A 23343-nucleotide genomic window follows, 5' to 3' on the forward strand; every position below is an offset into this window, starting at 1 on the left:
ATGTCTAGTTCCGATAAAAAAGATAAAATGATTTTTATCAGAAGCGATGAAGAAATCGCTCTGATTAAGATCAGTGCACAGGTACTTGGAAAGGCTCATGCTGAAGTGGCTAAGCTTATTCGACCTGGTGTAACAACAAAGGAACTTGATCGGGTTGCAGAAACGTTTATTAAGGATAACGGAGGCTCTCCATCGTTCTTAGGTTATAACAAGTTTCCGGCTTCACTCTGTATTTCAGTCAACGACGTAGTAGTGCATGGATTTCCTAGCCGCTATGAACTCCGTGACGGTGACATCATCTCGATTGATTGTGGTGTTAAGTTGAATGGCTATCACAGTGATAGTGCTTATACATATCCAATTGGGGAAGTAAGTCCGGCCGTTCGTCGATTGTTATCCCGAACTAAAGAATCACTTTATATCGGTCTGGAAAAGGCCATTGAAGGAAATCGAGTAGGCGATATTGGGTATGCTATTCAGACGTATACAGAGAAGTTTGGGTATTCGGTTGTTAGAGAGTTAGTAGGTCATGGCGTTGGCCAAAACCTGCACGAAGCCCCTGAAGTACCAAACTATGGCAAACGAGGTCAAGGTCCGAAATTGCAGGAAGGCATGATTCTGGCAATTGAGCCAATGATTAACTTCGGCAAGAAGGGTGTTGTGCAAGAAAGGGACGGCTGGACAATTCGTACTGTTGACCGTAAGCCATCGGCTCACTTTGAACACACAGTAGCTGTGCGCAAAGGAAAAGCTGAGATTCTGACAACCTTTGAATACATTGAAGCAGTAACCGCGAACACAAGCCTAATGGTTGAAACACAAGATCTGATGGCGGTTTAAAGCGAACATGGCAAAGCAGAATTCTATAGAACAAGACGGTGTGATTTTGGAGGCATTATCGAATGCGATGTTCCGGGTCGAATTGGCCAACAAACATGAGGTAATTGCCCACATCTCTGGCAAAATGCGGATGAATTACATTAAGATCCTGCCAGGAGATCGCGTAAAATTGGAAATGTCGCCTTATGATTTGAGTAAGGCGCGAATTGTGTACCGATACAAGTAAGCTTTTGGTTTTCAGGGTATGCCTTTCAGTAACCAGACAAGGATTATCTGATATACATAAACTGGAGATTGAGGGCTGTAAACTGAAACTTTTACCATGAAAGTTAAAGCGTCAATCAAGAAACGCAGTGAAGATTGCAAAGTGATCCGGCGGAAAGGGAAGCTGTACGTGATCAACAAAAAGAATCCCCGTTACAAACAAAGACAAGGCTAAGCATGGCACGTATTGCAGGTGTTGATATTCCAGACAAGAAGCGTGGCGAAATCGCGCTGACATACATCTACGGCATTGGACGTAGCCGGGCTAAGAAAATCTTGACCGACGCTGGTATCAGTGTTGACAAGAAAGCCAATGAATGGACGGACGATGAAGCGAGTGCCGTACGTAACGCTATCTCAAACGAGTACAAGGTTGAAGGTCAGCTGCGTTCGGAAGTTCAATTAAGCATCAAACGCTTGATGGATATCGGTTGCTACCGTGGCTTGCGTCACCGTAAGGGACTTCCGGTTCGTGGACAGCATACCAAAAACAACTCACGTACCCGAAAAGGTAAGCGTAAGACAGTTGCTAACAAAAAGAAAGTAACGAAATAATTAATCGGTCGCTCATCGTTATACGGAGCATTTGTGGTTCTTTGAGGCTGAGCTTCTTGGGACAAGTAATGATAACCGGTAACACATTGACGATTACCTAAAAACAATGGCTCAAGCAAAACGCAAAGACAAAGCGAAAAAGCGGGTGGTAGTCGTTGAACCCATTGGTCAGGTACACATCCGGGCTACGTTCAACAACATCATCATTTCGATTACCAATATGAACGGCCAAGTTATCTCTTGGGCATCGGCGGGTAAAATGGGCTTCCGTGGTTCAAAGAAAAATACCCCATATGCTGCGCAGACTGCCGCTTCTAACTGTGCTGCCGTTGCTCACGATCTGGGCATGCGCAAAGCAGAAGTGTTTGTGAAAGGTCCAGGATCAGGTCGTGAATCCGCAATCCGTACCATTCAAAACTCGGGTATCGAAGTAACAACGATTCGTGATATTACCCCGCTGCCGCACAATGGGTGTCGGCCGCCAAAGCGTCGTCGCGTATAACTTACGGATGGCATGAATAGGGGCAGGCGACATTTAGTTGTGTCTGTCCAATGTTTCACAATTATTCATTCATTGAAGAATGGCACGTTACACTGGGCCAAAAGCCAAAATTTCGCGCAAGTTCGGCGAACCCATCATGGGGCCGAGCAAAGCGTTACAGAAGAAAAATTACGGACCGGGTATGCACGGTCGGGGTCGCAAACGGAAACAATCCGAATATGCGCTTCAGTTGCTTGAAAAGCAGAAAGTAAAATATACGTATGGTATTCTGGAGCGCCAGTTCCGGGCACTGTTCCACCGGGCTCAGGTTCGGGAGGGCATCACAGGTGAAAACCTGTTGAAGCTATGTGAAGCTCGGCTCGATAACACTGTTTATCGTTTAGGTATTGCTTCTTCTCGTCGGGCCGCCCGTCAGTTGGTTTCGCATAAACACATTATTGTTGATGGCGAAGTCGTTAACATTCCTTCTTATTCACTGAAGCCTGGTCAATTGATCGGTGTTCGGGAGAAATCTAAATCACTGGAAGCTGTTTCTACGAGCCTTTCAGCTCGGAATACTAAACGGTACAACTGGGTTGAGTGGGACGGTCAACAATTGACGGGTAAGTTTATCAGCTATCCTGAGCGTGATCAAATCCCGGAAAACTTCAACGAGCAAGCCATCGTCGAATTGTATTCGAAGTAACAGTACTGGCAGAACTCGCCTGAGTTCTGCTGGCTTTTCTATAAATAGTTACGGTTCAGGATTGATTGGTTTTCGGTTGAAGGCTGGTCATTGGGTCCAGAAGAATACCAAAATCGAAGAAACTGAAAACCAGATAAAATTTCAGTCTTCACGCCAAGGCAGAGAACTGCTGTAAAATACGAAACGTATGTCAATTTTAGCGTTCCAAATGCCCGACAAAGTCGTAGTGGAGAAAGCTGACGACTTTCACGGGGTGTTTGAATTCAAACCCCTTGAAAAAGGATACGGTGTAACAATCGGTAACGCGTTACGGCGCATACTGTTGTCATCGCTGGAAGGTTACGCCATCACGAGCGTAAAATTCCCCGGTGTGTTGCACGAATTTTCTTCAATTGAGGGCGTTGTTGAAGACGTGACAGAGATCATTCTGAACCTTAAAATGGTTCGTTTCAAGAAGATCAATGACATGGTCGACAACAAGATCACCGTCAATATTAAAAAACAGTCAGTCTTAAAGGCTGGTGATATATCCAAGTTTTCGCCTTCGTTCGAAGTACTGAATCCAGAACTGGAGATCTGCCATATCGACGATACACGGGATCTGGAGATGGAAATCTTCGTGGAGAAAGGTCGTGGCTATGTGCCTGCCGATGAACCACGGGCGAATGAGTTACCGTTTGGTCACATCCCAATTGACGCTATCTACACACCGATTAAAAACGTGAAGTATAGTGTTGAAAATACACGGGTAGAGCAAAAAACTGACTATGAACGGCTATTGCTGGATATTGAAACGGATGGCTCGATCCACCCGGAAGAAGCCCTAAAAGGTGCAGCTTATATCCTGATTCAGCACTTCATGCTGTTCTCGGATCAGACAATGACGTTTGAAACGGCCAAGCCAGAAGAAGAGAACGTAGTGGATGAAGAAGTTCTACACATGCGGAAACTTCTCAAAACGTCACTTGCAGATCTTGATCTATCTGTCCGGGCTTATAACTGCCTTAAGTCAGCAGATGTACGGACGCTGGGTGATCTTGTTCGGCTTGAGATTTCGGACATGATGAAGTTCCGCAACTTCGGTAAGAAGTCATTGACGGAATTAGAGCAATTAGTTGCTGAAAAGAACCTGACGTTCGGTATGGACGTCGCTAAGTACAGACTAGACGAAGATTAATAGTAGTTAGTCGTCAGTCGTTAGTCATTAGCAGGTATGCCAGCTAATTATTATCGACTAACGACTACCGACTGACGACTAAATAAGAAAATGAGACACGGTAAAAAAGATAATCACTTAAGCCGGACACATTCGCACCGCGAAGCGATGTTACAGAACATGGCTTCGTCGCTCATCTTGCATAAGCGCATTGAGACGACACTTGCGAAGGCGAAAGAACTCCGAAAATTTGTGGAGCCTATTCTGACGCGAGCTAAGGATGACACCTATCAGAATCGTCGCGTTGTGTTCCAGTCGTTGAATGACAAAGAGACGATGAAGGAACTGTTCGGAACAGTAGCCGATAAAATCGCTAGCCGTCCTGGTGGATATACACGTATCATTAAACTGGGTAATCGCCTGGGTGATAATGCAGAAACCTGCCTAATCGAGCTTGTTGATTTCAACGAATTGCTTCTTTCGGCTGTTGCTGAAAAAGCAGCGACAACGACCAAAACGCGTCGGAGCCGTCGGGGAAGTGGTACGAAACCAGCAGAAACAACATCTGCTCCAGTTGCTACGTCTACCGAAGCACCTGTTGATGAAGCAGTTGTTGCAGCTGCGCCAGTGGCGGGTGATGATCTGACCCTGATCGAAGGGATCGGGCCTAAAATTGCTGAGTTGTTGAATAACGCTGGTGTTACTACCTTTGCACAATTGGCCGACGCACAGGATGAGACGGTTCAACAAGTCTTAGCTGAAGCAGGCTCACGCTTTAACGTACATGACGCGACTACCTGGAATGAACAGGCTGCGATGGCACGTGACGGCAAATTGGACGAACTGAAAGAACTGCAGGATCGTTTAAAGGGTGGTAAAGAAGAACAATAACGAAGTGACTAACTAACACGTCATATAGAAATGGGTTAACCGCAATGGTTAGCCCTTTTTTTTAGTCTTATTAGCCAAAACGCATACATGAAACATACGCAGCAACCTGAAGCGCTACTAGTTTTGCAGGATGGAACCGTTTATCGGGGACTTGCTCTCGGTAAAATAGGAACAGCTGGGGGCGAAATTTGCTTTAATACAGGCATGACCGGGTATCAGGAGATTTACACGGATCCTTCCTACTATGGTCAAATTGTTATTAATACAACTTCGCACATTGGTAATTACGGTGTGCTTAATAACGCCGAGCAGGAATCAGGTGGGGTGAAAATTCGTGGAATGGTATGTAACTTTTTCTCGAATATTCATTCCCGGTATACTGCTGATGGTTCATTGCAGGATTATTTTGAACGGGCTGGTATCGTTGGGATTCACGGTGTAGATACTAGACAACTGGTACGTTATATTCGCTCAAAAGGTGTGATGAACTGCATTATATCGTCACAAATTCTGGACCCGGCTATATTGCTGGCTGAACTACAGAAAGTCCCCGACATGGATGGTCTTGAGCTATCTTCCGAAGTTTGTACACCTGAAGCCTATGAATCGGGTAATCCTGAATCCAGCTTGCGGGTAGCTGTGTTGGATCTAGGGGTTAAACGTAGCATTCTGACGAATTTTCATGAAAGGGATGTTTTTTGTAAAGTTTTCCCAGCCAAAACGCCATATAATGAGCTAGCGGCATGGAAGCCGGATGGCTTTTTTATTGCTAATGGCCCTGGCGATCCGGCAGCGATGCCTTACGCAGTTGAAACTGTTAAGCAGGCATTGGAAACTGAAACGCCATTATTTGGTATTTGTCTGGGCCACCAGATTCTGTCATTGGCTAGTGGCATCTCGACTTACAAAATGCATAACGGCCATCGTGGGTTGAACCATCCAGTCAAAAACCTAATTACGGGTCATTGTGAAGTTACTTCTCAGAATCATGGTTTCGCCGTAAAAGCCGACGAGGTGATGGATCATCCGAATGTTGAGCTGACGCATATTAACCTCAATGATAATACAATTGAGGGTATTCGTCGGAAAGATAAACCAGCATTTTCGGTACAATATCACCCAGAATCTTCGCCTGGACCACACGACTCTCGCTACCTGTTTGATCAGTTTGTCGCAATGATGAACGAATAATGAAAAGCCTGGGGAAACTCAGGCTTTTTTACTCGTACCCCGCCAGTACTCCCTACTCCAAACACGCTGAAACGGCCATTTACGATCTTGTAAAGCTATTGGCAGATAAGCATGAGTTTGTTTAAGCGTTTGCTGATAATAGGCATCATCATCGGTCAGAACAAGCGATTTATACGTATTGTCGATCTTGATCGTCAAGTCGGCGAAAGGCAGTTCGGGTTGCCAATCGGGATGTTGATCCGATAGTTTATTCTTCAATAAAGTGCCGAATGGAATAATCTGTTGAAAGCGCTGAGCCGGTCGGAACTGTTGCTGGGCTACGTTAAGCGCATACGCTAAATAGGCTTTTAATAACTTCGGACCTTCGTTAGCTGTATCAGCAATAGTGAGCTGATCGGGCCATAGGCTTGTAACAACATACACTCGCTCCCGTGCTCGGGTGACAGCTACGTTCAAACGATTTTCACCACCACGTGCGTTCAAGCTCCCGAATTGCATGGACAGTTTTCCGCGTTCATCAGGTGCGTAACCAATGGAGAAAATAATAATATCACGCTCGTCGCCCTGCACGTTTTCAATATTTTTGACGAATAAACCAGATGGAAGTTCCGATTTATTTTCATCAGAAACAGATTCTGATGCGAAACGATCTTCCAGCATGTCCTGAATTAGTTGCTGCTGCGGATAGTTGAACGTGACGATGCCCACAGAGCGACCAGGCAGTTCAGTTGGCAATTGATCAATAAGATGCACAATGGCTTCCGCTTCGGCAAGATTTGTATTTCGCAGCCAGGTTCCCTTTACATTCAGATAGCGGATCGCTGGTTCCTGCTGATTAACAACCTCAAAGTGAGGCAAAAGCAATAGTTTATTTTGGTAGAAATGCTCGTTGGAGAAAGTAATCAAATCCAGCGATCGACTTCGATAATGTTCATTTAGCGAAACTTGTGGCAATTCCTGAGCCGCTAATTCAAGGAGCGATTCGACTTCCAGAGCGATCGGGGTTTCCTCCGCTAGTTCATTCTCATCTATGCGGATTCGGTAAAGATCACTAGGCCTAAGTTGCTGATTATCGCCGGTAATAACCACCTGTTTACCCCGCACCATAGCTGGAATACCATTCTCCGCAAAGCATTGCGATGCTTCATCGAAAATAACTAGATCGAACAGACCCTCACGTAATGGGAACATGGCCGATACCGATTCGGGTGAGGCCAGCCAACACGGTACCAGTTTGAACACTTCATCGGCAAATGACTCCATCAGTTTACGAACTGGCCACACGTTTCGTTTCTTGCTGGTCTGATGCAGTAGATCACGGTATGTTACTACGTTGCTCAACCGATTGAGAACTAGATTCCGATACGTCTGTTCGCGTAATTTAACCAGCAGAATATCGCGACTCAGCACTTGTTTTCGCTGTACACTTTCCTGCAACGTCTGTTCCCATTGACTCATTCTAAGCGATGATACGCTGCGGAGTTCGGGATATTTCGTTTCAATGTGGTCAAGCCAGGCCCGGTGTATACTCTCCTGAAACGTTTCTACCCAACGTAGTGGCTCATGATTGCCCAATCGAGCTATGACTGTTCGTTCAAACTCAGAAAAGTTTTCCTGTATCCTGTCCGCTTCAACCAACAGATCGAAGTCACTGCTCAGTGTACGGCGTAGATTATCAGTATAAACATCGTCCTTCCAGAGTTGACCAATTTGGTCCGTCGTAAGGTAGGTTTGAGCGTCTATTCGTTGTTTCTCAACTGCTGCGGCAACACGTAATAAATTCGTTACAACCTCCAGAAATTTCTTTGACGTTTGCCAGCAGGATTCTGGCAGTTGACATACTAGTTGAAGCGTATTCAAACGCTCGGTAATATGCTGTGCCTGTTGCACAAGTCGAACACTGTCAGGTGAGTTAGGAAGCGATAAATCACTAAGCAACGTAGCACTTTGCTGCTGAACACCTTCCAGTTGAATACGCTTGGCCACTTTCACTGTCAACGTTTGCAAATCGTGCTCTGATAGAACCAATCCGTTAGCTGTTGCAACATCCTGCAATTGAGCTTTGCCCGATTTCGTTAACTGCCACCAATTCCAGGTTACCCAGGAAGGTCGGGCAGCCAGCGCATCGGCCAGTAATTCACGAAAAGGGGATAATTCGATAGATTGCAACGACAGTTCTGGGCCAGGTGGTACCAGGGCATCATCCCATGTCTGAGCTAGTTTCTCCAGTTGAGTCTCCTCTGTTTTGAAAGCTGGATGGTCGGGATTGTTACGAAACATCATTATAACTTTCCATAACGTATCAGTATCGTCAACAGTCAGGAGATTTAATAAAGCGGTCAATTCCCAATCGTGTGCCTGCCAGTCTACTAATTCAGCCAGCGCGAGTGGCTGGCCCCCTAGGAAAGCCGCCGTTTGGCCATTTGCATCATTACGCAGCTGTATTAACCCATTGATTATCTGGATAGCTTTCGTTAAATCGGTAGTAACGAATGGCGCAAAGCTGATTCGATCATTCCATGGATGATCTGATCCCAAACGATGCTGATATGCTACGTAGTCGCTTATACGCCGGACGAAGTTATCCACATTGTTCAACGGGAACTGTGCATAAATATCTTCGAGTGGAATTGTCGGTTTGCCTGGCTCACTGATCAAATACAATTCTTTGGCTGACAGACCACATTCACTCGTATCGAACAGCGCATCCTTGAACGATTGCAAAACTGTAACTGTCTCATCAATACGTTTACTTTCTATCTCAAAGTCGCGTTCGAGTAATACGGCGTTTAGGCTATTATTCTGTTGTCGATAAGCATCTACCTGGTCTATCTGGCTGGCGATCTGATCATACAACGCACGTCGGTCATCCTGAAAATCGTGAATTAAAGCCATAAATGGTCCCATACCGACCTGCTCAAGTCGCTCCTGTACAACATCAAGTGCTGCCCGTTTTTGACACACGAGCAATACCCGCTTCCCCGATGCGGCTGCGTCGGCCATCAGGTTAGCAATGAGTTGAGATTTGCCCGTTCCGGGAGGCCCCTGCACAACCAGTGATTGACCCGCTTTCACCGCTCGCAACGCCAGTTCCTGTGAGGCATCCATCAGCAAGGGCGTGTGAATATTTTTTTCGGGCAAAGGGCGAAGGGCAGGGGGCAACGGGTAAAGGTTCAGAAGGGTATCATCAGACAGATCAGTTTCTACCTCCGGCCTCTCACCCTCTGCCCCTTGCCCCTCACCCTTCGCAATCAGCGCATCATAATCTGGCACCAGAAAGGATCCGGCTTGCGGAAAAATGCCCAATACAGCTTCTGGATAGAGTTTTAGCTCACCAGTGCGTTCCAGTTGACTGAGATCTTTTGTTGTTTGCCTGGTGAAAAACTGGAGTTTATCGACAAATAAATCCTGATTAAAGTTGATTTCCAGCGGGCTGCTTTTGAGCCACTCGTAGAGTTGCGTACGGAAAACCAGCGAATCTCGGTCGAGATCGTCCATTGTTTTCTCAATAAGATCGTCGGGTAGCTTGACCTGATTGAACTGCCCATAAGCCAGGGCCAGCGTTGGATTCAGAAAGGCCAGCTCATCGCCCCGACGGACCAATTTCCAGAATTTCCCCTGTTGCTCGATCTTAACCGGGAAAAAAAGTAATGGCCCATGAACAGTCGTATCATCCAGGAATTTCCCTTTTACAAACGGCCAGCCTACATATAAGTCTTCTGTTCCGCGCTCTTCCTCAATGAAGCGGGCCGTGCGGTCAATTTTCCGAAGTTTACGACTGACTTCATTGCTACGTTCCTGGCGCGGATCAAGGACTTCGCATAAAGCAACCGATGGTTTTCGGGCAATTAAATCAGCAATTATAGTGAATGAGGGCTTGTTAAGCAGAAAATCCGTTTCATGAAGATCCAGAAACTGTCCGGCGGGCAGGCTCGTCAGCAACAAGGAGCGGTTGCGGCTGCTAAGGTTAGTTAATCGTCGGCGAAAGGTTTTAAGAACAGTCTGAAGCGGGATTTTCACAATGGTCTGAATTGTACCGGCAATCCGGCAGGATTTACTAACGAATCAACGTCTCAACCTCATAATTCATTTTAGTCGTCCAAATCCTGCCGATCTGGCAACGCTATTCCTTCTTTTCAGGGATCAACCATGAGGCCAGAACGCTCACGCTTAGAATACCAACAATAATGTAGAGTGAGTAAACGGGTTTGAAGCCGATGTCCTGCAACCAATGTTCAGCCAGCATTTTTGCGCCAATAAACGTTAACAACACGGCCAGGCCTACTTTTAGGAAACGGAACTGGCTCATGATGCTCGACAGAAAGAAGAACATAGAACGCAAGCCCATAATGGCGAATACGTTCGAGAAAAAGACGATATAGGGGTCTTTCGTAATCGAAAAAATGGCCGGGATGGAGTCAACCGCAAAAACCAGATCCGTGAAGGCTACAACAATGACAATCAGAAATAAGGGCGTTACAAACAGCTTATGATCTGATTTCCGACGGATGAAAAAATTATCGGTTACATTACGATGATAAACATTCAAATACTTGCTGGCAAAACGAATGACAGGATGCTTGGCTGGTTCGATTTTTTCGTCGTCTTCCTTCTGGAAAAACAACTGTATGCCTGTGTAGACAAGAAAGGCCCCGAACAAATACATGATCCATTCAAACCGCTGAATCAAAGCCGATCCCAGAAAAATGAAGATAAATCGCAGGATGATAGCGCCCAGAATTCCGTAAACCAGAATCTTTTTATAATACCGTTCCTGAACGCCGAACGAACTGAATATCAAGATGAAAACAAAAATATTGTCAGCAGAAAGCGAGTATTCGACTAAATAACCGGTGATGTATTCCAGGGCCATATTGGCCTCGAAGCGATCTAAGCTAGCGGCAAAATTGCCCGGAATAAGCTCAACGTGGTCGGCGTAAAGATCTCGTACCTCCTTGAGTCGGGCAAATGTATTGATACCATGGATGAGATAACCGTATCGTTGCAGAAAAAAATAAAAGGCAATTGACAACGCAACCCAAATCGCACTCCAGATGGCAGCTTCTTTAAAATGAACAACGTGACTTTTTTGCTTGGAGAAAACGCCAAGATCAATAGTCATAATTAAAAGAACGAAAGCGGCAAAAGCAAGAAAAAATATAGTTTCGCTGGATAACATAACTAATAAGTGGACAGGCAATTAAGCCTCAAATTGGATTATATGGTAAGTTAAACAACAAATCTACGCCCAATATGGCGAAGGAATCGGTTTCAGTTGTCAATTTTATTGGCATAGTGGCATCGACCTCTTAATTTTGCCCCATGTTTAATAACAAAAAAGTGATTGTAGTGATGCCAGCCTACCGGGCAGCACTAACGCTGGAGCGTACGTATCGTGAAATTCCGTTCGATTTAGTAGACGAAGTCATACTTGTAGACGACGCCAGCCCCGATAACACCGTTGAGGTAGCCCGCCAATTGGGTATCCGACATGTGATTCGCCATGATAGAAATAAAGGTTACGGCGGTAATCAGAAAACCTGCTACGCCAAAGCCCTTGAACTCGGGGGCGATATTGTAGTCATGCTCCACCCAGATTATCAGTACACACCATTGCTGTTGCCGGCCATCATTACAATTATTGGGAATGGGTTATACCCGGTGGTGTTCGCTTCCCGGATTTTGGGGAAAGGCGCTTTGAAAGGGGGAATGCCGATGTATAAGTACATTGCCAACCGGTTTCTAACGTTCACACAGAATGTACTGATGAATCAGAAACTGTCTGAATACCACACGGGTTACCGGGCGTTCTCGGGCGAAGTGCTACGTAGTCTGGACTTCACGCACAACTCCGACGATTTCATTTTCGATAATGAAATGATCGCCCAGATTTTTTATAAGGGCTACGAAATTGGCGAGGTTACCTGCCCTACCAAATATTTCGACGAAGCGTCGTCCATTAACTTCAAGCGTAGTTCGATTTACGGCCTTGGTGTTCTGCGGACCTCGTTCCTCTATTTCTTTACAAAAATTGGGTTGATGCACTGGAAAATCCTGAAGTAGTATCGACAGCAGGATAAAAATAACCGCCAGCCCAAAACGCTATGTTCCAGACTGGCGGCCATTAATTTATTCGTGTATCGAGCGAAAATTACAAGTGAATTGCTTCACCGTAAGCCGCTTCGGTTGCATCTTTGATGGCTTCCGACATGGTTGGGTGTGGGTGAACAGCCTTAAGAATTTCCTCACCGGTTGTTTCCAATCGGCGGGCGGTCACGACTTCGGCGATCATTTCGGTTACGTTATTACCGATGAAGTGAGCGCCTAAGAACTCGCCGTATTTGGCATCAAAAATGACCTTTACGAAACCTTCCGGCGTACCGGCAGCTTTGGCTTTACCCGATGCCGAGAATGGGAATTTGCCTACTTTAAGCTCATAACCAGCTTCACGGGCTGCTTTTTCCGTGTATCCAACCGACGCGATTTCGGGTGTGCAATACGTACAACCCGGAATGTTATTATAGTTCAGTGGCTCAACGTGGGCCACACCGGCAATCTTCTCTACACAGATGATCGCTTCGGCCGATGCTACGTGTGCCAGGGCCTGTCCTTTTGTTACGTCACCAATGGCGTAATAGCCTTCAACGTTTGTCCGGTAGTAATCATCCGTTACAATTTTGCCCCGGTCAACGGCGATACCCAACTCTTCTAAACCGATGTTTTCGATGTTAGCAACAACACCAGCGGCTGATAGTACTACGTCGACATCAAAGGTTTTTTCACCGTCTGGCGTCTTCACAAACACTTTGCAGCCACTGCCGCTGGTATCAACCTTTGTGACTTCAGACTTGGTATATATATCAATACCGAGCTTTTTGTATTGTTTAGCCAGCTCTTTCGAGATGTCCTCATCTTCAACGGGCACTACGTTCGGCAGGAATTCGATGATGGTGACTTTCGTACCCATGCTGGAATAAACGTACGCGAATTCGACGCCAATGGCACCAGAGCCAATAATGAGCATTGAATCGGGTCGCTTTTCGAGCGACATCGCCTTACGGTACTCGATCACTTTGGTACCATCAATAGGTACACTTGGTAAAGCGCGTGCGCGGCCACCGGTCGCAATAATGATGTGTTTGGCTTCATACTCCGTGACGTTGCCATCGGCAGCAGTCACTTCGACCTTTTTGCCTGCTTTCACTTTGCCAAAACCGTTAATAACATCAATCTTGTTCTTTTTCATCAGAAATTGAACGCCTTTGCTCATGCTATCGGCAACGCCACGGCTCCGTTTGATAACACCCGGAAAATCGGCTTTCGACTCACCCGAAACGGTGATACCATAGTCGGCAGAGTGCTTGATATATTCAAAAACCTGCGCTGATTTCAACAGGGCTTTGGTTGGAATACAACCCCAGTTCAGACAAATGCCGCCGAGGCTTTCGCGCTCAATGACGGCCGTTTTCAGACCCAATTGCGACGCCCGGATAGCAGCTACATAGCCGCCCGGCCCGCTACCCACAACGATTACATCGTACTGTGAAGCCATTAGTTAATGAATGAATTAGTAAAATGAATAATCTTGAATCTTCCTAAAAAGAGAACGCAAAGGTAGGCTGAAAAGTTGATACCGGGGCTTCCATCTTGCAGGCGCAAGCGGTTAGCTACGTGCCGGAAACCGGAAAGCCGCCTTCTTTTGTTCTATCTTTGTACTTCCTAAAGCCATTTACGGTGTTTGGGCAGTATACCTATACATTAACAAGTACGACAAGTTCATGACAACCGACCAGTTGACCGACTTGAGAGCCAGAGTAGAGGCCCTAAGGGGGTATCTTTGACTACGATAATAAGAAAGAACAATTAGCTGAACTCGAACAGCAAACCTTCCAGCCAGAATTCTGGACCGATGCCACCCGTGCGGAGGGGGTAATGAAGCAGGTTCGCACCCTGAAAGGCTGGACTACCGGCTATGAAAAACTAAATAGTCAGTTTGGTGATCTCGAAACGCTGTTCGAATTTTACGAAGCGGGCGACGTGTCTGAAGACGAAGTAGACCAGGAAGGTCGCAAAGTTACGGCCACGCTCGAAGATCTCGAACTCAAAAAAATGCTCGGTAATGAAGAGGATCAGCTTAGTGCGGTTCTCGAAATTAACGCCGGAGCAGGTGGTACCGAAAGCCAGGACTGGGCCGATATGCTCTACCGCATGTACATGCGCTGGGCCGAAAAGCACGGTTACGGGCTGAAACAGGTTGACTATCAGGATGGTGATACCGCTGGTATTAAATCGGCAACGATTGAAGTAGACGGACCATTAGCCTATGGATTCCTGAAATCTGAGAATGGTGTTCACCGATTGGTACGTATCTCCCCGTTTGATTCCAACGCTCGTCGGCATACATCCTTCGCGTCGGTGTATGCGTATCCGTTGGTCGATGATACCATTGAAATTGAAGTGAATCCCGCCGATATTGACTGGGATACATTTCGGTCGGGTGGGGCCGGTGGTCAAAACGTAAACAAAGTGGAGACAGCGGTACGGTTGAAACACAAACCATCGGGCCTCATTATTGAGTGTCAGCAGGAACGTAGTCAGTTACAAAACAAAGAAGTCGCCATACGCCTGCTGAAATCTAAATTATATGAGATTGAAGTCCAGAAACGTAATGCAGCCCGTGCCGAAGTGGAAGCTAGTAAGCAGAAAATCGAGTGGGGCTCGCAAATTCGTTCCTATGTGTTGGATGACCGGCGTGTGAAAGACCATCGCACCGGTTACCAGACATCTAATACAGAAGCCGTACTGGACGGCGACATTGATCCCTTCATCAAAGCATTTTTGCTGGAGCAGGAATAACAGACTAAACGATCAACGCTATCTTTAGCGTGATTAAGAAGAGTTGATTGAGCTATTTATGGATGATTAGCTCAATCAACTTTTCCCAAAGACAGCAAGTAGGTTTAGGCGATTTTCTGATTTACCAGAGGTGTGTAAATCTAGATAGTCGCCTGAATTTTTTATCGTTTATGTCTCAATCCATAACTCGTCGTCAGACGTTGGCTGCCCTGACTGCCTCAGTTGGTGCAGCACTTTCTCCAAATTCACTGAACGCTATGCCTGCGCCAAGTGCTCAGTCACCCTTTACGCTTTGCCTGAACATGAGCACAATCCGGGGGCAAAAACTCGGATTCGTAAAGGAGTTAGAAGCCGCTTCTAAAGCAGGGTTTCGGTCGGTTGAAATCTGGGTTGAGACATTGCAGACGTATCTGAAAACCGGAGCTACTACGGCAGATGCCCGTAAAATTTTGGCGGATAATGGCATAAAGGTTGAAAATGCTATAGGTTTCGCGCCCTGGATTATAGACGATGAGGCTGCTCGCACTAAGGGACTTGAGCAACTTAAGGGTGAGATGGGGATGCTGGCCGAGGTAGGTTGTAAGCGCGTAGCTACCCCGCCTATAGGTGCTCAAACCCCTGGTAGCCCTAAAATCGATTTGTATAAAGCTGCCGAACGCTACCGGGCTATTCTGGAGTTGGGCGACAAAACGGGCGTTGTACCTCAATTAGAATTATGGGGCTTTTCTCCCAATTTGAGTCGCCTGGGAGAAGTTATGTTTGTTGCTATCGAAAGCGGCCACCCGTCGGCTCGGGTGTTGCTGGATATTTATCATCTCTACAAAGGCGGTTCAGGTTCGGTTAGTTTGCCATTGGTGGGTAAACCGGCTATTGAAGTATTTCACGTCAACGATTACACCGCCGATTTTACCCGCGAAAAAATAACCGATGCCGACCGGGTGTTTCCCGGTGATGGAGTTGCCCCCATTCGCGATACGTTGAAACTCATCAAACGTACTGATCAGCCTATTGTGCTGTCGCTGGAAGTATTCAACAAAAATTACTATGCGCAGGATGCGATGACCGTCACGAAAACGGCCATGACGAAGATGAAAGAGATGGTGGCCGGCCTTTAAAACGCCCAGGCCATCAAACCACCATCCACAGAAATCGTTTGGCCAGTGACGTAGCCCGATGCCGGCATACTCAAAAAAGACACGACAGAGGCCACTTCATCAGCTTCGCCGATGCGATTCATGGGGGTTCGTTTCAGGATACCCGCTAATTTTTCGGGATTCGTTAGCACGGGCGTGGCTAGCGGTGTATTGATGTACCAGGGCGCTACGGCATTTACCCGGATGCCATCCGACGCCCATTCAACGGCCAGATTACGCGTGAGTTGCAGCATCGCGGCTTTGGTCATGCCATAAAGCGAACCACTGCTAGTATGCGCTAGCCCGGATACCGACGAAACAAAAACAATCTTCCCGTTACCCGACGCTTTCAAAAGAGGGTGGGCTCTCTGACTCAGTTCATAGGCCGAGCGAAGATTCGTATTCAAAATGTGCTCATACTCGGCTGAGCTGTAATCGACGGTGGGCTTTCGGATGTTGGTTCCGGCGTTGTTGACCAAAATGTCCAGTCTGCCCCAAGTTGCTTTTACAACCTCAATAACCTGATTGGCTACGTCCGGTTGGCTGATGTCGGCAGCAAGGCCTGCTACCGTATGACCCTGCTGTTGATACGTGGTTAATTGTTGCTGCAAACGTTCATCATCGCGGGCCACAATGAAAACGGCCGCCCCGAGATCGAGAAATTGACGAACGATGGCTTCGCCGATGCCTTTTGTGCCACCTGTTACAAGGGCATATTGGCCGCTCAGCGACCAGAGTGATTGATTCATGGAGTTTTTGGTAATGACTATAAACGTAGCGTAGGCTAAAAATAGTAATAGCAATCATACCATAGTCGTCGTTGCATAGGTTTCCATCAATACTCTTGACTGAACACGTGACAATACTCCACGAATTCATCTACCTTTGTCCTGAGTTTTCGGTGCCTGATACTGTTTCATAGCAGCTTTCGTGGCTTAAAAGGGAAGTTGTCGAACCACAGATGTGGCGAAATGACAAAGCTGTCCCCGCAACTGTACGTCTCTCACCAAAATCGGGTCAATCTACATTGCCACTGCGCTAAGTCTAGCGTGGGAAGGCCGGAGCCGATGAGACAAGCCAGGAGACCTGCCGATAACTGTCAGTTAGTAACGCATTCGGAGGAAATGCGTCAACGTAGTGATTGGGTAATCCAGCGTTTTGGAGTACAGTTATTTTTCATTGATATTGGGAAAGCAAACCCTTTGGCGGTTCGTTTTAAGTCTGTTTGTCAGCCTGTTATATGGACGTATCAGTTACGCCCAAACGGATACGGTGGTGGCTGACCAGCCGCACACAGGACAAGTTGTATCGCTGTCGTTGGTGACGGTGCGGGCCATCGCGCCCGAGCGATTTCTGGCGGGGCAGAAATTACAACGTATCGACTCAACAACGCTTCTTCAGTTTCGATTTGGGTCACTAACCGATCTGCTGGCGTTCAATACGCCACTGGCGTTTAAAAATTACGGCCCCGGTCAGTTAGCGACGGTTTCGTTTCGAGGTACCTCGGCCAACCATACTGCCGTTCTCTGGAATGGCATCAATATCAACCAGCCAAACCTTGGCCAAACGGATTTTTCGACACTTCCCGTTGCTGGCTTCGACCGGATGGCGGTTCAGTACGGTTCTTCAGCCAGTGTTGTTGGCTCCGATGCTGTGGGCGGGAGTGTGCTATTGGGTAGCAGTCCTGTCTGGCAACCGGGTATTAACGTAACCGTTGGCCAGCAACTGGCTTCCTTTCGAAACAATAACACACAGGTGGGCATGCGATACGCTTCGGTGTTGGGCCAGAACTGGAAATTATCGGGGAAGACATTTGCCTATCGGAACAAGTTTAACAATGATTACCCATATACCGAACGGCGCAATTATTTCATGGAACAATCGGCCACGGCCCAGCGTGGATTCATGCAGGATCTTTATTTTCTGCACAAAAGTGGTAAGCAGCTATCAGTGAATGCCTGGTTAACCGATAATGACCTGACTCTTGCGCCCCAGGACCCTATTGCTCGTGAACGTACCCGTACGCAGTCAGCCCGTCTGCTTGCTACGTATGAAAATGATCAGACAACCCTGCGCCTGGGGTGGATTCGTGACGTCATTGATTATGGCAAAGGCGATTTTTCACAACCCAGCCATACGGCAACGGATCGTTTCATTGGCCGAGTTGAGCGGGAGTTTAGCTTGTTGCAGACTAAAATCAATAGTCACTTAAATTTGAGAGTTGGGGGCGAGTGGTCGCACTATCGAACGCGAACGGATGGCTACGGCGGCCAGTTAATTCAGGAAGACCGGGGGGATTTATATGCGCTGCTACGTTTCCAGACGACTCGCTGGCTAATTTCAGCGAATCTTCGACAAGCCTTCGTAACGCATTTTAATCCACCCATTACGCCATCGCTTGGCGCTGAATACCAGGTTATACAACACGATCTGTTTACGTTGACGGCTAAAGGATCGGTGAGTCGCAGCTATCGCGTACCAACGCTCAACGAGCGCTATTGGATCGACCTGGGCAATCCGAACCTGCTTCCTGAAAGTGGCCTGAATGCCGAAGCGGGATTAGCTGCAACTATTGTTTTCTCCGATCACCTTAACCTGAACGCCGAAGCAACTGCCTATCATAACCGGGTAGACAATTGGACGTACTGGAATCCTACGGATAATTATCACGTTGAAAACCTGCAATTAGTCGTAGCGCGTGGTGGCGAACTGGCTACTACGCTTACCTATGCCCGCAATGGTTGGCGGGCGGGTTTGCGCCTTGGATACGCTCTGACACGGTCGTCACAGAAGCGGGCCTATGATACGTATGCACAGGACGTGGTTGAGAAACAATTGCCTTACGTACCGGAGCACACCGGCACACTCAATACGTATGTGCAACGTGGCCCGATGCGCCTGACGGTACAAACTCAGGCGAACTCCCGGCTGTATATTACGTTCGACAATAGCCAGTTTTTTAAGGGGAACGTACTGACGAATATCATTCTGGAGAGTACGCTGAAAGTCGGTTCTATAACTGGCAGGCTTCAGGGACAGGTGAATAACGTATTCGATGCATTAGCGTTTAGTGTGAAGCGAAATGCGCTGCCGGGACGAAACGGGCTGCTTAACTTGATTATTAATTTTCCAACTAATACACGATGAAAAATCAATTGACAAAATCAATTGCCGTTAGCCTGTTGGCGCTAAGCGTCTGGAACTGTAAAACCTCCGATCCCGATCCAATTCCGTATGATTCGGGCGTATATATATTGAATTCGGGTAGTTTTTCCAGCAATAACGGGACGATCTCGTTTTTGCCACGTAGCAGTAAAACAGTAGCTACTAATATTTTTCAGGCCGCAAATCCATCGTTAGGCCTGAGTGGCGGGATACAGGGCTACACAGAAATTAATGGTAAAGGGCTGATTCTGGTCGATAATAGTTCGACGGGTCAGGATAAGGTCGAGATTGTTGAGGTGGGTACATTCAAGTCCCGCGCTACGTTAAAAACACCGGATATCGAAAATCCGCGTCAGGTGATTCAGGTCGGTTTGAACAAAGCTTACATCAGTTGCTGGGACGTTTCCGGTGATTATAACGCCGGTACGTTTTACAAAGATCCCGGTTATATCGCCGTCGTGGATTTGAATACAGGCACGGTTATCAAAAAAATACCCGCCGTGAAAGGCGTTGAAAAAATGGTTGTGTCTGGAACGGAAGCGTTTGTCGGGAGTACTACCTACAGTGGCGATAAAACCCTGTTAATCATTGATCTGAATACGGATACAGAAAAACAACGTATTGCTTTTGGGTCAACGCCCGAGCCCATTGCCCTTGATGCTACTGGGAAACTATGGCTACAGGCAGGCAAGGATCTGGTGCAGATTGATCCTTTGACCCGTCTGGTTGCCAAACGATTGACCTTTTCGGCCATGCCCGCTTCCGTTATCATCAATACCGATAGAAAATCGTTTTATTATACGCTAAATGGTAAGACCTATAACCTTTCGATTGACGCCACGACAACGCCCGGTAATCAGGTTATTGCCCGTTCATTCAGTGCGTTGGGTATTGACCCACAGACCCGGCAGATTTATGGCAGTCAGAATCCGCTTCTCTATACACAGGCAGGGTATGTCTTACGCTATGAATCAAGCGGAACATTGATTGACTCCGTTAAAGCCGAAATTGCGCCAACAGGATTTTACTTCCGATAGATTTTTTATAGGTACACTGGGTTTTATCCCGGTACAGAGAGGGCAGCTAAAAAGCGCCCAGATGAGCCAATCTCATCTGGGCGCTTTTTAGCTGCCCTTACACGTAGGAAAATGCTGTTTATTTCGGTAGAATGACTATTTTTATGAGAAGAAAGAACCTTGACTATGTACTGATCTTTTGACACTATGTTTTCATAAGTAATTCCTGATCCAGGGTATGATTGATGGTTCCTTGACGTTATTGTATCGTAGTCGTTCTGCAACTAGAGTTTAAAAACACTTTTACATTCCTAATCTATGAAACGTAGAGAAGCCTTACACCGGGCAGCCCTGATGATGGGCGGCATTCTGTCGGCTCCCACGCTGGCCGGTGCTATGGGGCGCGTAACAAACCTCGGCCCGAGCGTGGCCGTCACGGTTGAGCAGGAGGCCCTATTGGCCGAAGTTGCTGATGTAATTATTCCGACAACCAGCACACCAGGTGCTAAAGCTGCTGGCGCCGAAAAATTCATCGTTCGGGTGATGCGGGATTGCTATCCCAAAGAGGATCAGGATAAATTCTACGCTGGGTTAGCCAAACTGGATGCCGATAGCAAGACGAAATTTGGCAAAGGATTTGTGGAATTGGACGCGGCTCAGAAAAACGAAATGGTTAAGCAGACCATGACCGCCGATAAGCCATTTTTTCTGCGGATGAAGGAGTTGACCACCACGGGTTATTTCACCTCCGAAATTGGCGCAACAAAAGCGCTGGCATACTTGCCGGTGCCGGGTCAATTTAACGGCTGCATGCCCCTCAAACCCGGTCAAAAAACCTGGGCACTTTAATGCCAAGTGGCTACCAACTATCATTTTGTAATTGACTGCCAACTGCTGACTAATAACTATCGACTTTAAGTAATGTCTTATCTCAATATTGATTCGGTAAAAGAGCAAACCTACGATGCCATTGTCATTGGCTCGGGAATAGCAGGCGGCTGGGCCTCCAAAGAGCTAACCGAGAAAGGGTTACGGGTGCTGATGCTCGAAAAAGGACACCAGCTCGAACACGTAACAGGCTACGAAAATGCCATGAAAGATCCGTGGCAATTGAAATATAACGGTCGGCTGACGATGGCGCAGAAAGAGTCGCATCCGAAACTGGCACGTGATTATCCGTACAACGAAATGACCGAAACGTACTGGATGAAGGATACCGATGCTCTTTACAAAGAGGATAAGCGGTTCGACTGGTACCGACCCAATATCGTTGGTGGTAAATCCATTATGTGGGGACGCCAATCGTATCGGCTAAGCGACATTGACTTTGGAGCTAATGCCAAAGATGGTATCGCCATTGACTGGCCCATTCGGTACAAGGACGTAGCGCCCTGGTATTCCTACGTCGAAAAGTTTGTCGGTATTTCGGGCGAGAAACTGAATTTGCCCCAACTGCCCGACAGCGAATTTCTGCCACCGATGGAAATGTACTGCGTGGAAAAAGAAGTTCGTAAACGTATTGAGAAGAATTTTCCTGGTCGGGTCATGACCATTGGCCGGGTGGCTAATCTCTCGAAAGCGGGTGAAGCTCAACTAGGCGTTGGGCGCGCGCCGTGTCAGTACCGGAACAAGTGTTCGTTGGGTTGCCCATACGGCGCTTACTTCAGCACTCAGTCCTGTACGTTGCCTCCGGCGGCTAAAACGGGTCGCTTAACCCTCCGTCCTGATTCGGTTGTTACGGAGATTATGTACGACGAAAATAAAAAGCAGGCGACAGGCGTACGTATTGTTGATGCCGTTACGATGCAGCCTAAAGAGTATTTCGCCAAGGTTGTTTTCGTTTGCGGCAGTACATTAGGATCAACGGCTGTTCTGCTGAACTCAAAATCGAACCGCTTCCCGAATGGGTTGGGCAATGATTCTGAGCAGTTGGGCCACAACCTGATGGACCACCATTTCCGCACGGGCGCGTCGGGGATCTGGGAAGGGGATCTGGACAAATACTACATCGGTCGCCGGGCCAACGGTATTTACGTACCTCGCTACCGTAATATTGGTAATGACAAACGCGATTATCTGCGCGGTTTCGGGTATCAGGGTGGAGGTAGCCGGACGGGATGGCAGCGGAACATCGCCGAAATGAGTTTTGGGGCTGATTATAAAGATGAACTCACTACGCCCGGTCCCTGGACAATGGGGTTGGGTGGTTTCGGTGAGACGCTGCCGTATTACGAAAACCGCATGTATCTTCACAAAACCGAAAAAGATAAATGGGGCATGCCACTGGTCGTATTTGATGCGGAGCTGAAAGAGAATGAGAAGAAAATGCGCGTCGATATGATGAACGATGCGAAAGAGATGCTGGAAGCATCGGGCCTGAAAAACGTGAAAAGTTACGATAATGGCTCATACTTAGGCATGGCCATTCACGAAATGGGTACCGCCCGCATGGGTAAAGATCCTAAAACGTCGGTGCTGAATGCGAATAACCAGATTCATGGTGTCAATAATGTGTTTGTCACGGATGGTGCCTGCATGGTATCGGCTTCCTGCGTCAATCCATCACTGACCTACATGGCCTTGACTGCCCGTGCCGCCGATTTCGCCGTGAAAGAAATGAAGCGAAAGACTATTTAATTACCAGTCCTCACTACGTAAAACGCCGGGTCGAAAACTTATTCGACCCGGCGTTTTACGTAGCAGATTATTAAGGATTTACTTTTTTCTAATCGGTTCTACCCCTAAATTCCCTGAAGGGGACTTTGTTTGAGTAGGCACAAAGTACCTTCAGGGGATTTAGGGGTAGAACCTGAGCAGTTTCGTAGTAAACAACTAATGATTAGAACAGTCGTCCAACAAAAATTAGCAGAACGGCTCCAACTACGGAAATTAGCAGATTCATAAATAATCCATCGTTCTCCGGATCGTTGCCCAGACGCTTCGCAACAAAACCACCAACGAAACCACCTACAATGCCAAGCAGAATATTAACGATAGCCGAGTTATGACTGTCCATAAGCCGACTTGCGATGTAACCGGCGATTCCGCCGAGTAAAATTGAATATAAGAAGCCCATATGTGTAAGAAGA

Annotated in this window: 21 protein-coding genes and 1 riboswitch; of the genes, 16 read left to right on the forward strand and 5 right to left on the reverse strand. The window is 47.1% G+C overall.

Features of this window, described 5'->3' with window-relative positions:
• The 9 genes from map to carA all read left to right on the forward strand — a co-directional run bounded on the left by map (position 1) and on the right by carA (position 6084).
• Positions 1 to 840, forward strand: coding sequence for a type I methionyl aminopeptidase (gene map, locus ACYVEA_RS16320; protein WP_461114494.1), 840 nt, complete (start codon positions 1 to 3; stop codon positions 838 to 840).
• Between the two features lie 7 nt (positions 841 to 847).
• Positions 848 to 1066 carry a translation initiation factor IF-1 gene (infA, locus tag ACYVEA_RS16325; protein ID WP_009284801.1) on the forward strand — a complete coding sequence of 73 codons (219 nt, stop codon included), beginning with the start codon at positions 848 to 850 and terminating at the stop codon, positions 1064 to 1066.
• Between the two features lie 96 nt (positions 1067 to 1162).
• The gene (gene ykgO, locus ACYVEA_RS16330) at positions 1163 to 1279 is read left to right on the forward strand and encodes a type B 50S ribosomal protein L36 (RefSeq protein ID WP_018618719.1); all 117 of its coding nucleotides are present in this window, start codon (positions 1163 to 1165) and stop codon (positions 1277 to 1279) included.
• A 2-nt stretch (positions 1280 to 1281) separates the two neighbouring features.
• Positions 1282 to 1659, forward strand: coding sequence for a 30S ribosomal protein S13 (rpsM, locus tag ACYVEA_RS16335; protein ID WP_093827730.1), 378 nt, complete (start codon positions 1282 to 1284; stop codon positions 1657 to 1659).
• 106 nt (positions 1660 to 1765) lie between these two features.
• Positions 1766 to 2161, forward strand: a complete 396-nt coding sequence (rpsK, locus tag ACYVEA_RS16340) for a 30S ribosomal protein S11 (RefSeq protein WP_461114495.1) — start codon at positions 1766 to 1768, stop codon at positions 2159 to 2161.
• A 79-nt stretch (positions 2162 to 2240) separates the two neighbouring features.
• Complete coding sequence (gene rpsD / locus ACYVEA_RS16345) at positions 2241 to 2846, forward strand: 30S ribosomal protein S4 (RefSeq protein ID WP_093827726.1); 606 nt, start codon at positions 2241 to 2243, stop codon at positions 2844 to 2846.
• Positions 2847 to 3033: 187 nt separating this feature from the next.
• On the forward strand, positions 3034 to 4023 hold the full coding sequence (locus ACYVEA_RS16350; RefSeq protein ID WP_046577854.1) for a DNA-directed RNA polymerase subunit alpha: 990 nt from the start codon (positions 3034 to 3036) through the stop codon (positions 4021 to 4023).
• A gap of 90 nt (positions 4024 to 4113) precedes the next feature.
• Complete coding sequence (gene rplQ / locus ACYVEA_RS16355) at positions 4114 to 4893, forward strand: 50S ribosomal protein L17 (protein WP_461114496.1); 780 nt, start codon at positions 4114 to 4116, stop codon at positions 4891 to 4893.
• An 87-nt stretch (positions 4894 to 4980) separates the two neighbouring features.
• A complete protein-coding gene (gene carA, locus ACYVEA_RS16360) occupies positions 4981 to 6084 on the forward strand; it encodes a glutamine-hydrolyzing carbamoyl-phosphate synthase small subunit (RefSeq protein ID WP_461114497.1) in 1104 nt (367 codons plus the stop codon).
• Positions 6085 to 6102: 18 nt separating this feature from the next.
• Here the strand turns inward: carA and ACYVEA_RS16365 are convergent, their stop codons facing one another.
• Both ACYVEA_RS16365 and ACYVEA_RS16370 read right to left on the reverse strand, forming a co-directional pair.
• Positions 6103 to 10104 carry an AAA domain-containing protein gene (locus tag ACYVEA_RS16365; RefSeq protein ID WP_461114498.1) on the reverse strand — a complete coding sequence of 1334 codons (4002 nt, stop codon included), beginning with the start codon at positions 10102 to 10104 and terminating at the stop codon, positions 6103 to 6105.
• Between the two features lie 103 nt (positions 10105 to 10207).
• Positions 10208 to 11263 (reverse strand): TerC/Alx family metal homeostasis membrane protein, encoded by a 1056-nt coding sequence (locus ACYVEA_RS16370; RefSeq protein ID WP_461114499.1) that lies wholly within the window; start codon positions 11261 to 11263, stop codon positions 10208 to 10210.
• A gap of 143 nt (positions 11264 to 11406) precedes the next feature.
• Here ACYVEA_RS16370 and ACYVEA_RS16375 point away from each other — a divergent pair, with 143 nt between their 5' ends.
• Entirely contained in the window at positions 11407 to 12147 is a 741-nt protein-coding gene (locus tag ACYVEA_RS16375; protein ID WP_461114500.1) for a glycosyltransferase family 2 protein, read from the forward strand.
• A gap of 88 nt (positions 12148 to 12235) precedes the next feature.
• Here ACYVEA_RS16375 and lpdA read toward each other — a convergent pair whose 3' ends face one another.
• Positions 12236 to 13636 carry a dihydrolipoyl dehydrogenase gene (lpdA, locus tag ACYVEA_RS16380; RefSeq protein ID WP_461114501.1) on the reverse strand — a complete coding sequence of 467 codons (1401 nt, stop codon included), beginning with the start codon at positions 13634 to 13636 and terminating at the stop codon, positions 12236 to 12238.
• A 226-nt stretch (positions 13637 to 13862) separates the two neighbouring features.
• On the opposite strand from lpdA, the gene prfB reads away from it, so the two are divergent.
• Positions 13863 to 14940 (forward strand): peptide chain release factor 2 gene (prfB, locus tag ACYVEA_RS16385; RefSeq protein WP_461114502.1). Its coding sequence is split into 2 segments (ribosomal slippage): positions 13863 to 13922 and positions 13924 to 14940, totalling 1077 coding nucleotides; the frame shifts between segments, so codons are not numbered across the junction.
• 170 nt (positions 14941 to 15110) lie between these two features.
• Complete coding sequence (locus tag ACYVEA_RS16390) at positions 15111 to 16055, forward strand: sugar phosphate isomerase/epimerase family protein (RefSeq protein WP_461114503.1); 945 nt, start codon at positions 15111 to 15113, stop codon at positions 16053 to 16055.
• Here ACYVEA_RS16390 and ACYVEA_RS16395 read toward each other — a convergent pair.
• Positions 16052 to 16822 carry an SDR family oxidoreductase gene (locus tag ACYVEA_RS16395; RefSeq protein WP_461114504.1) on the reverse strand — a complete coding sequence of 257 codons (771 nt, stop codon included), beginning with the start codon at positions 16820 to 16822 and terminating at the stop codon, positions 16052 to 16054. The two genes, ACYVEA_RS16390 and ACYVEA_RS16395, sit on opposite strands and share 4 nt — an antisense overlap.
• 133 nt (positions 16823 to 16955) lie before the next feature.
• Positions 16956 to 17181, forward strand: a riboswitch (cobalamin riboswitch).
• A 77-nt stretch (positions 17182 to 17258) separates the two neighbouring features.
• Between ACYVEA_RS16395 and ACYVEA_RS16400 the strand changes: the two genes are divergently transcribed.
• The 4 genes from ACYVEA_RS16400 to ACYVEA_RS16415 all read left to right on the forward strand — a co-directional run bounded on the left by ACYVEA_RS16400 (position 17259) and on the right by ACYVEA_RS16415 (position 22891).
• Positions 17259 to 19220: a TonB-dependent receptor plug domain-containing protein gene (locus ACYVEA_RS16400; protein ID WP_461114505.1), complete on the forward strand. Its 1962-nt coding sequence runs from the start codon at positions 17259 to 17261 to the stop codon at positions 19218 to 19220.
• The gene (locus tag ACYVEA_RS16405; protein WP_461114506.1) at positions 19217 to 20275 is read left to right on the forward strand and encodes a YncE family protein; all 1059 of its coding nucleotides are present in this window, start codon (positions 19217 to 19219) and stop codon (positions 20273 to 20275) included. The genes ACYVEA_RS16400 and ACYVEA_RS16405 overlap by 4 nt, the downstream gene beginning before the upstream one ends.
• A gap of 297 nt (positions 20276 to 20572) precedes the next feature.
• Positions 20573 to 21103: a gluconate 2-dehydrogenase subunit 3 family protein gene (locus tag ACYVEA_RS16410; RefSeq protein ID WP_461114507.1), complete on the forward strand. Its 531-nt coding sequence runs from the start codon at positions 20573 to 20575 to the stop codon at positions 21101 to 21103.
• Between the two features lie 72 nt (positions 21104 to 21175).
• Entirely contained in the window at positions 21176 to 22891 is a 1716-nt protein-coding gene (locus ACYVEA_RS16415; protein WP_461114508.1) for a GMC oxidoreductase, read from the forward strand.
• Between the two features lie 202 nt (positions 22892 to 23093).
• Here the strand turns inward: ACYVEA_RS16415 and ACYVEA_RS16420 are convergent, their stop codons facing one another.
• Positions 23094 to 23330 (reverse strand): GlsB/YeaQ/YmgE family stress response membrane protein, encoded by a 237-nt coding sequence (locus tag ACYVEA_RS16420; RefSeq protein ID WP_461114509.1) that lies wholly within the window; start codon positions 23328 to 23330, stop codon positions 23094 to 23096.
• Positions 23331 to 23343: the final 13 nt, after the last annotated feature.

Source organism: Spirosoma jeollabukense (genome assembly GCF_054777855.1).

Coding starts and splice junctions, on each gene's coding strand:
- map (WP_461114494.1), top strand. CDS start 1: ATGTCTAGTTCCGATAAAAAAGATAAAATGATTTTTATCAGAAGCGAT.
- rpsK (WP_461114495.1), top strand. CDS start 1,766: ATGGCTCAAGCAAAACGCAAAGACAAAGCGAAAAAGCGGGTGGTAGTC.
- ACYVEA_RS16405 (WP_461114506.1), top strand. CDS start 19,217: ATGAAAAATCAATTGACAAAATCAATTGCCGTTAGCCTGTTGGCGCTA.
- rplQ (WP_461114496.1), top strand. CDS start 4,114: ATGAGACACGGTAAAAAAGATAATCACTTAAGCCGGACACATTCGCAC.
- ACYVEA_RS16395 (WP_461114504.1), bottom strand. CDS start 16,822: ATGAATCAATCACTCTGGTCGCTGAGCGGCCAATATGCCCTTGTAACA.
- rpsM (WP_093827730.1), top strand. CDS start 1,282: ATGGCACGTATTGCAGGTGTTGATATTCCAGACAAGAAGCGTGGCGAA.
- infA (WP_009284801.1), top strand. CDS start 848: ATGGCAAAGCAGAATTCTATAGAACAAGACGGTGTGATTTTGGAGGCA.
- ykgO (WP_018618719.1), top strand. CDS start 1,163: ATGAAAGTTAAAGCGTCAATCAAGAAACGCAGTGAAGATTGCAAAGTG.
- ACYVEA_RS16375 (WP_461114500.1), top strand. CDS start 11,407: ATGTTTAATAACAAAAAAGTGATTGTAGTGATGCCAGCCTACCGGGCA.
- carA (WP_461114497.1), top strand. CDS start 4,981: ATGAAACATACGCAGCAACCTGAAGCGCTACTAGTTTTGCAGGATGGA.
- ACYVEA_RS16350 (WP_046577854.1), top strand. CDS start 3,034: ATGTCAATTTTAGCGTTCCAAATGCCCGACAAAGTCGTAGTGGAGAAA.
- ACYVEA_RS16420 (WP_461114509.1), bottom strand. CDS start 23,330: ATGGGCTTCTTATATTCAATTTTACTCGGCGGAATCGCCGGTTACATC.
- ACYVEA_RS16410 (WP_461114507.1), top strand. CDS start 20,573: ATGAAACGTAGAGAAGCCTTACACCGGGCAGCCCTGATGATGGGCGGC.
- rpsD (WP_093827726.1), top strand. CDS start 2,241: ATGGCACGTTACACTGGGCCAAAAGCCAAAATTTCGCGCAAGTTCGGC.
- ACYVEA_RS16390 (WP_461114503.1), top strand. CDS start 15,111: ATGTCTCAATCCATAACTCGTCGTCAGACGTTGGCTGCCCTGACTGCC.
- ACYVEA_RS16370 (WP_461114499.1), bottom strand. CDS start 11,263: ATGTTATCCAGCGAAACTATATTTTTTCTTGCTTTTGCCGCTTTCGTT.
- ACYVEA_RS16415 (WP_461114508.1), top strand. CDS start 21,176: ATGTCTTATCTCAATATTGATTCGGTAAAAGAGCAAACCTACGATGCC.
- lpdA (WP_461114501.1), bottom strand. CDS start 13,636: ATGGCTTCACAGTACGATGTAATCGTTGTGGGTAGCGGGCCGGGCGGC.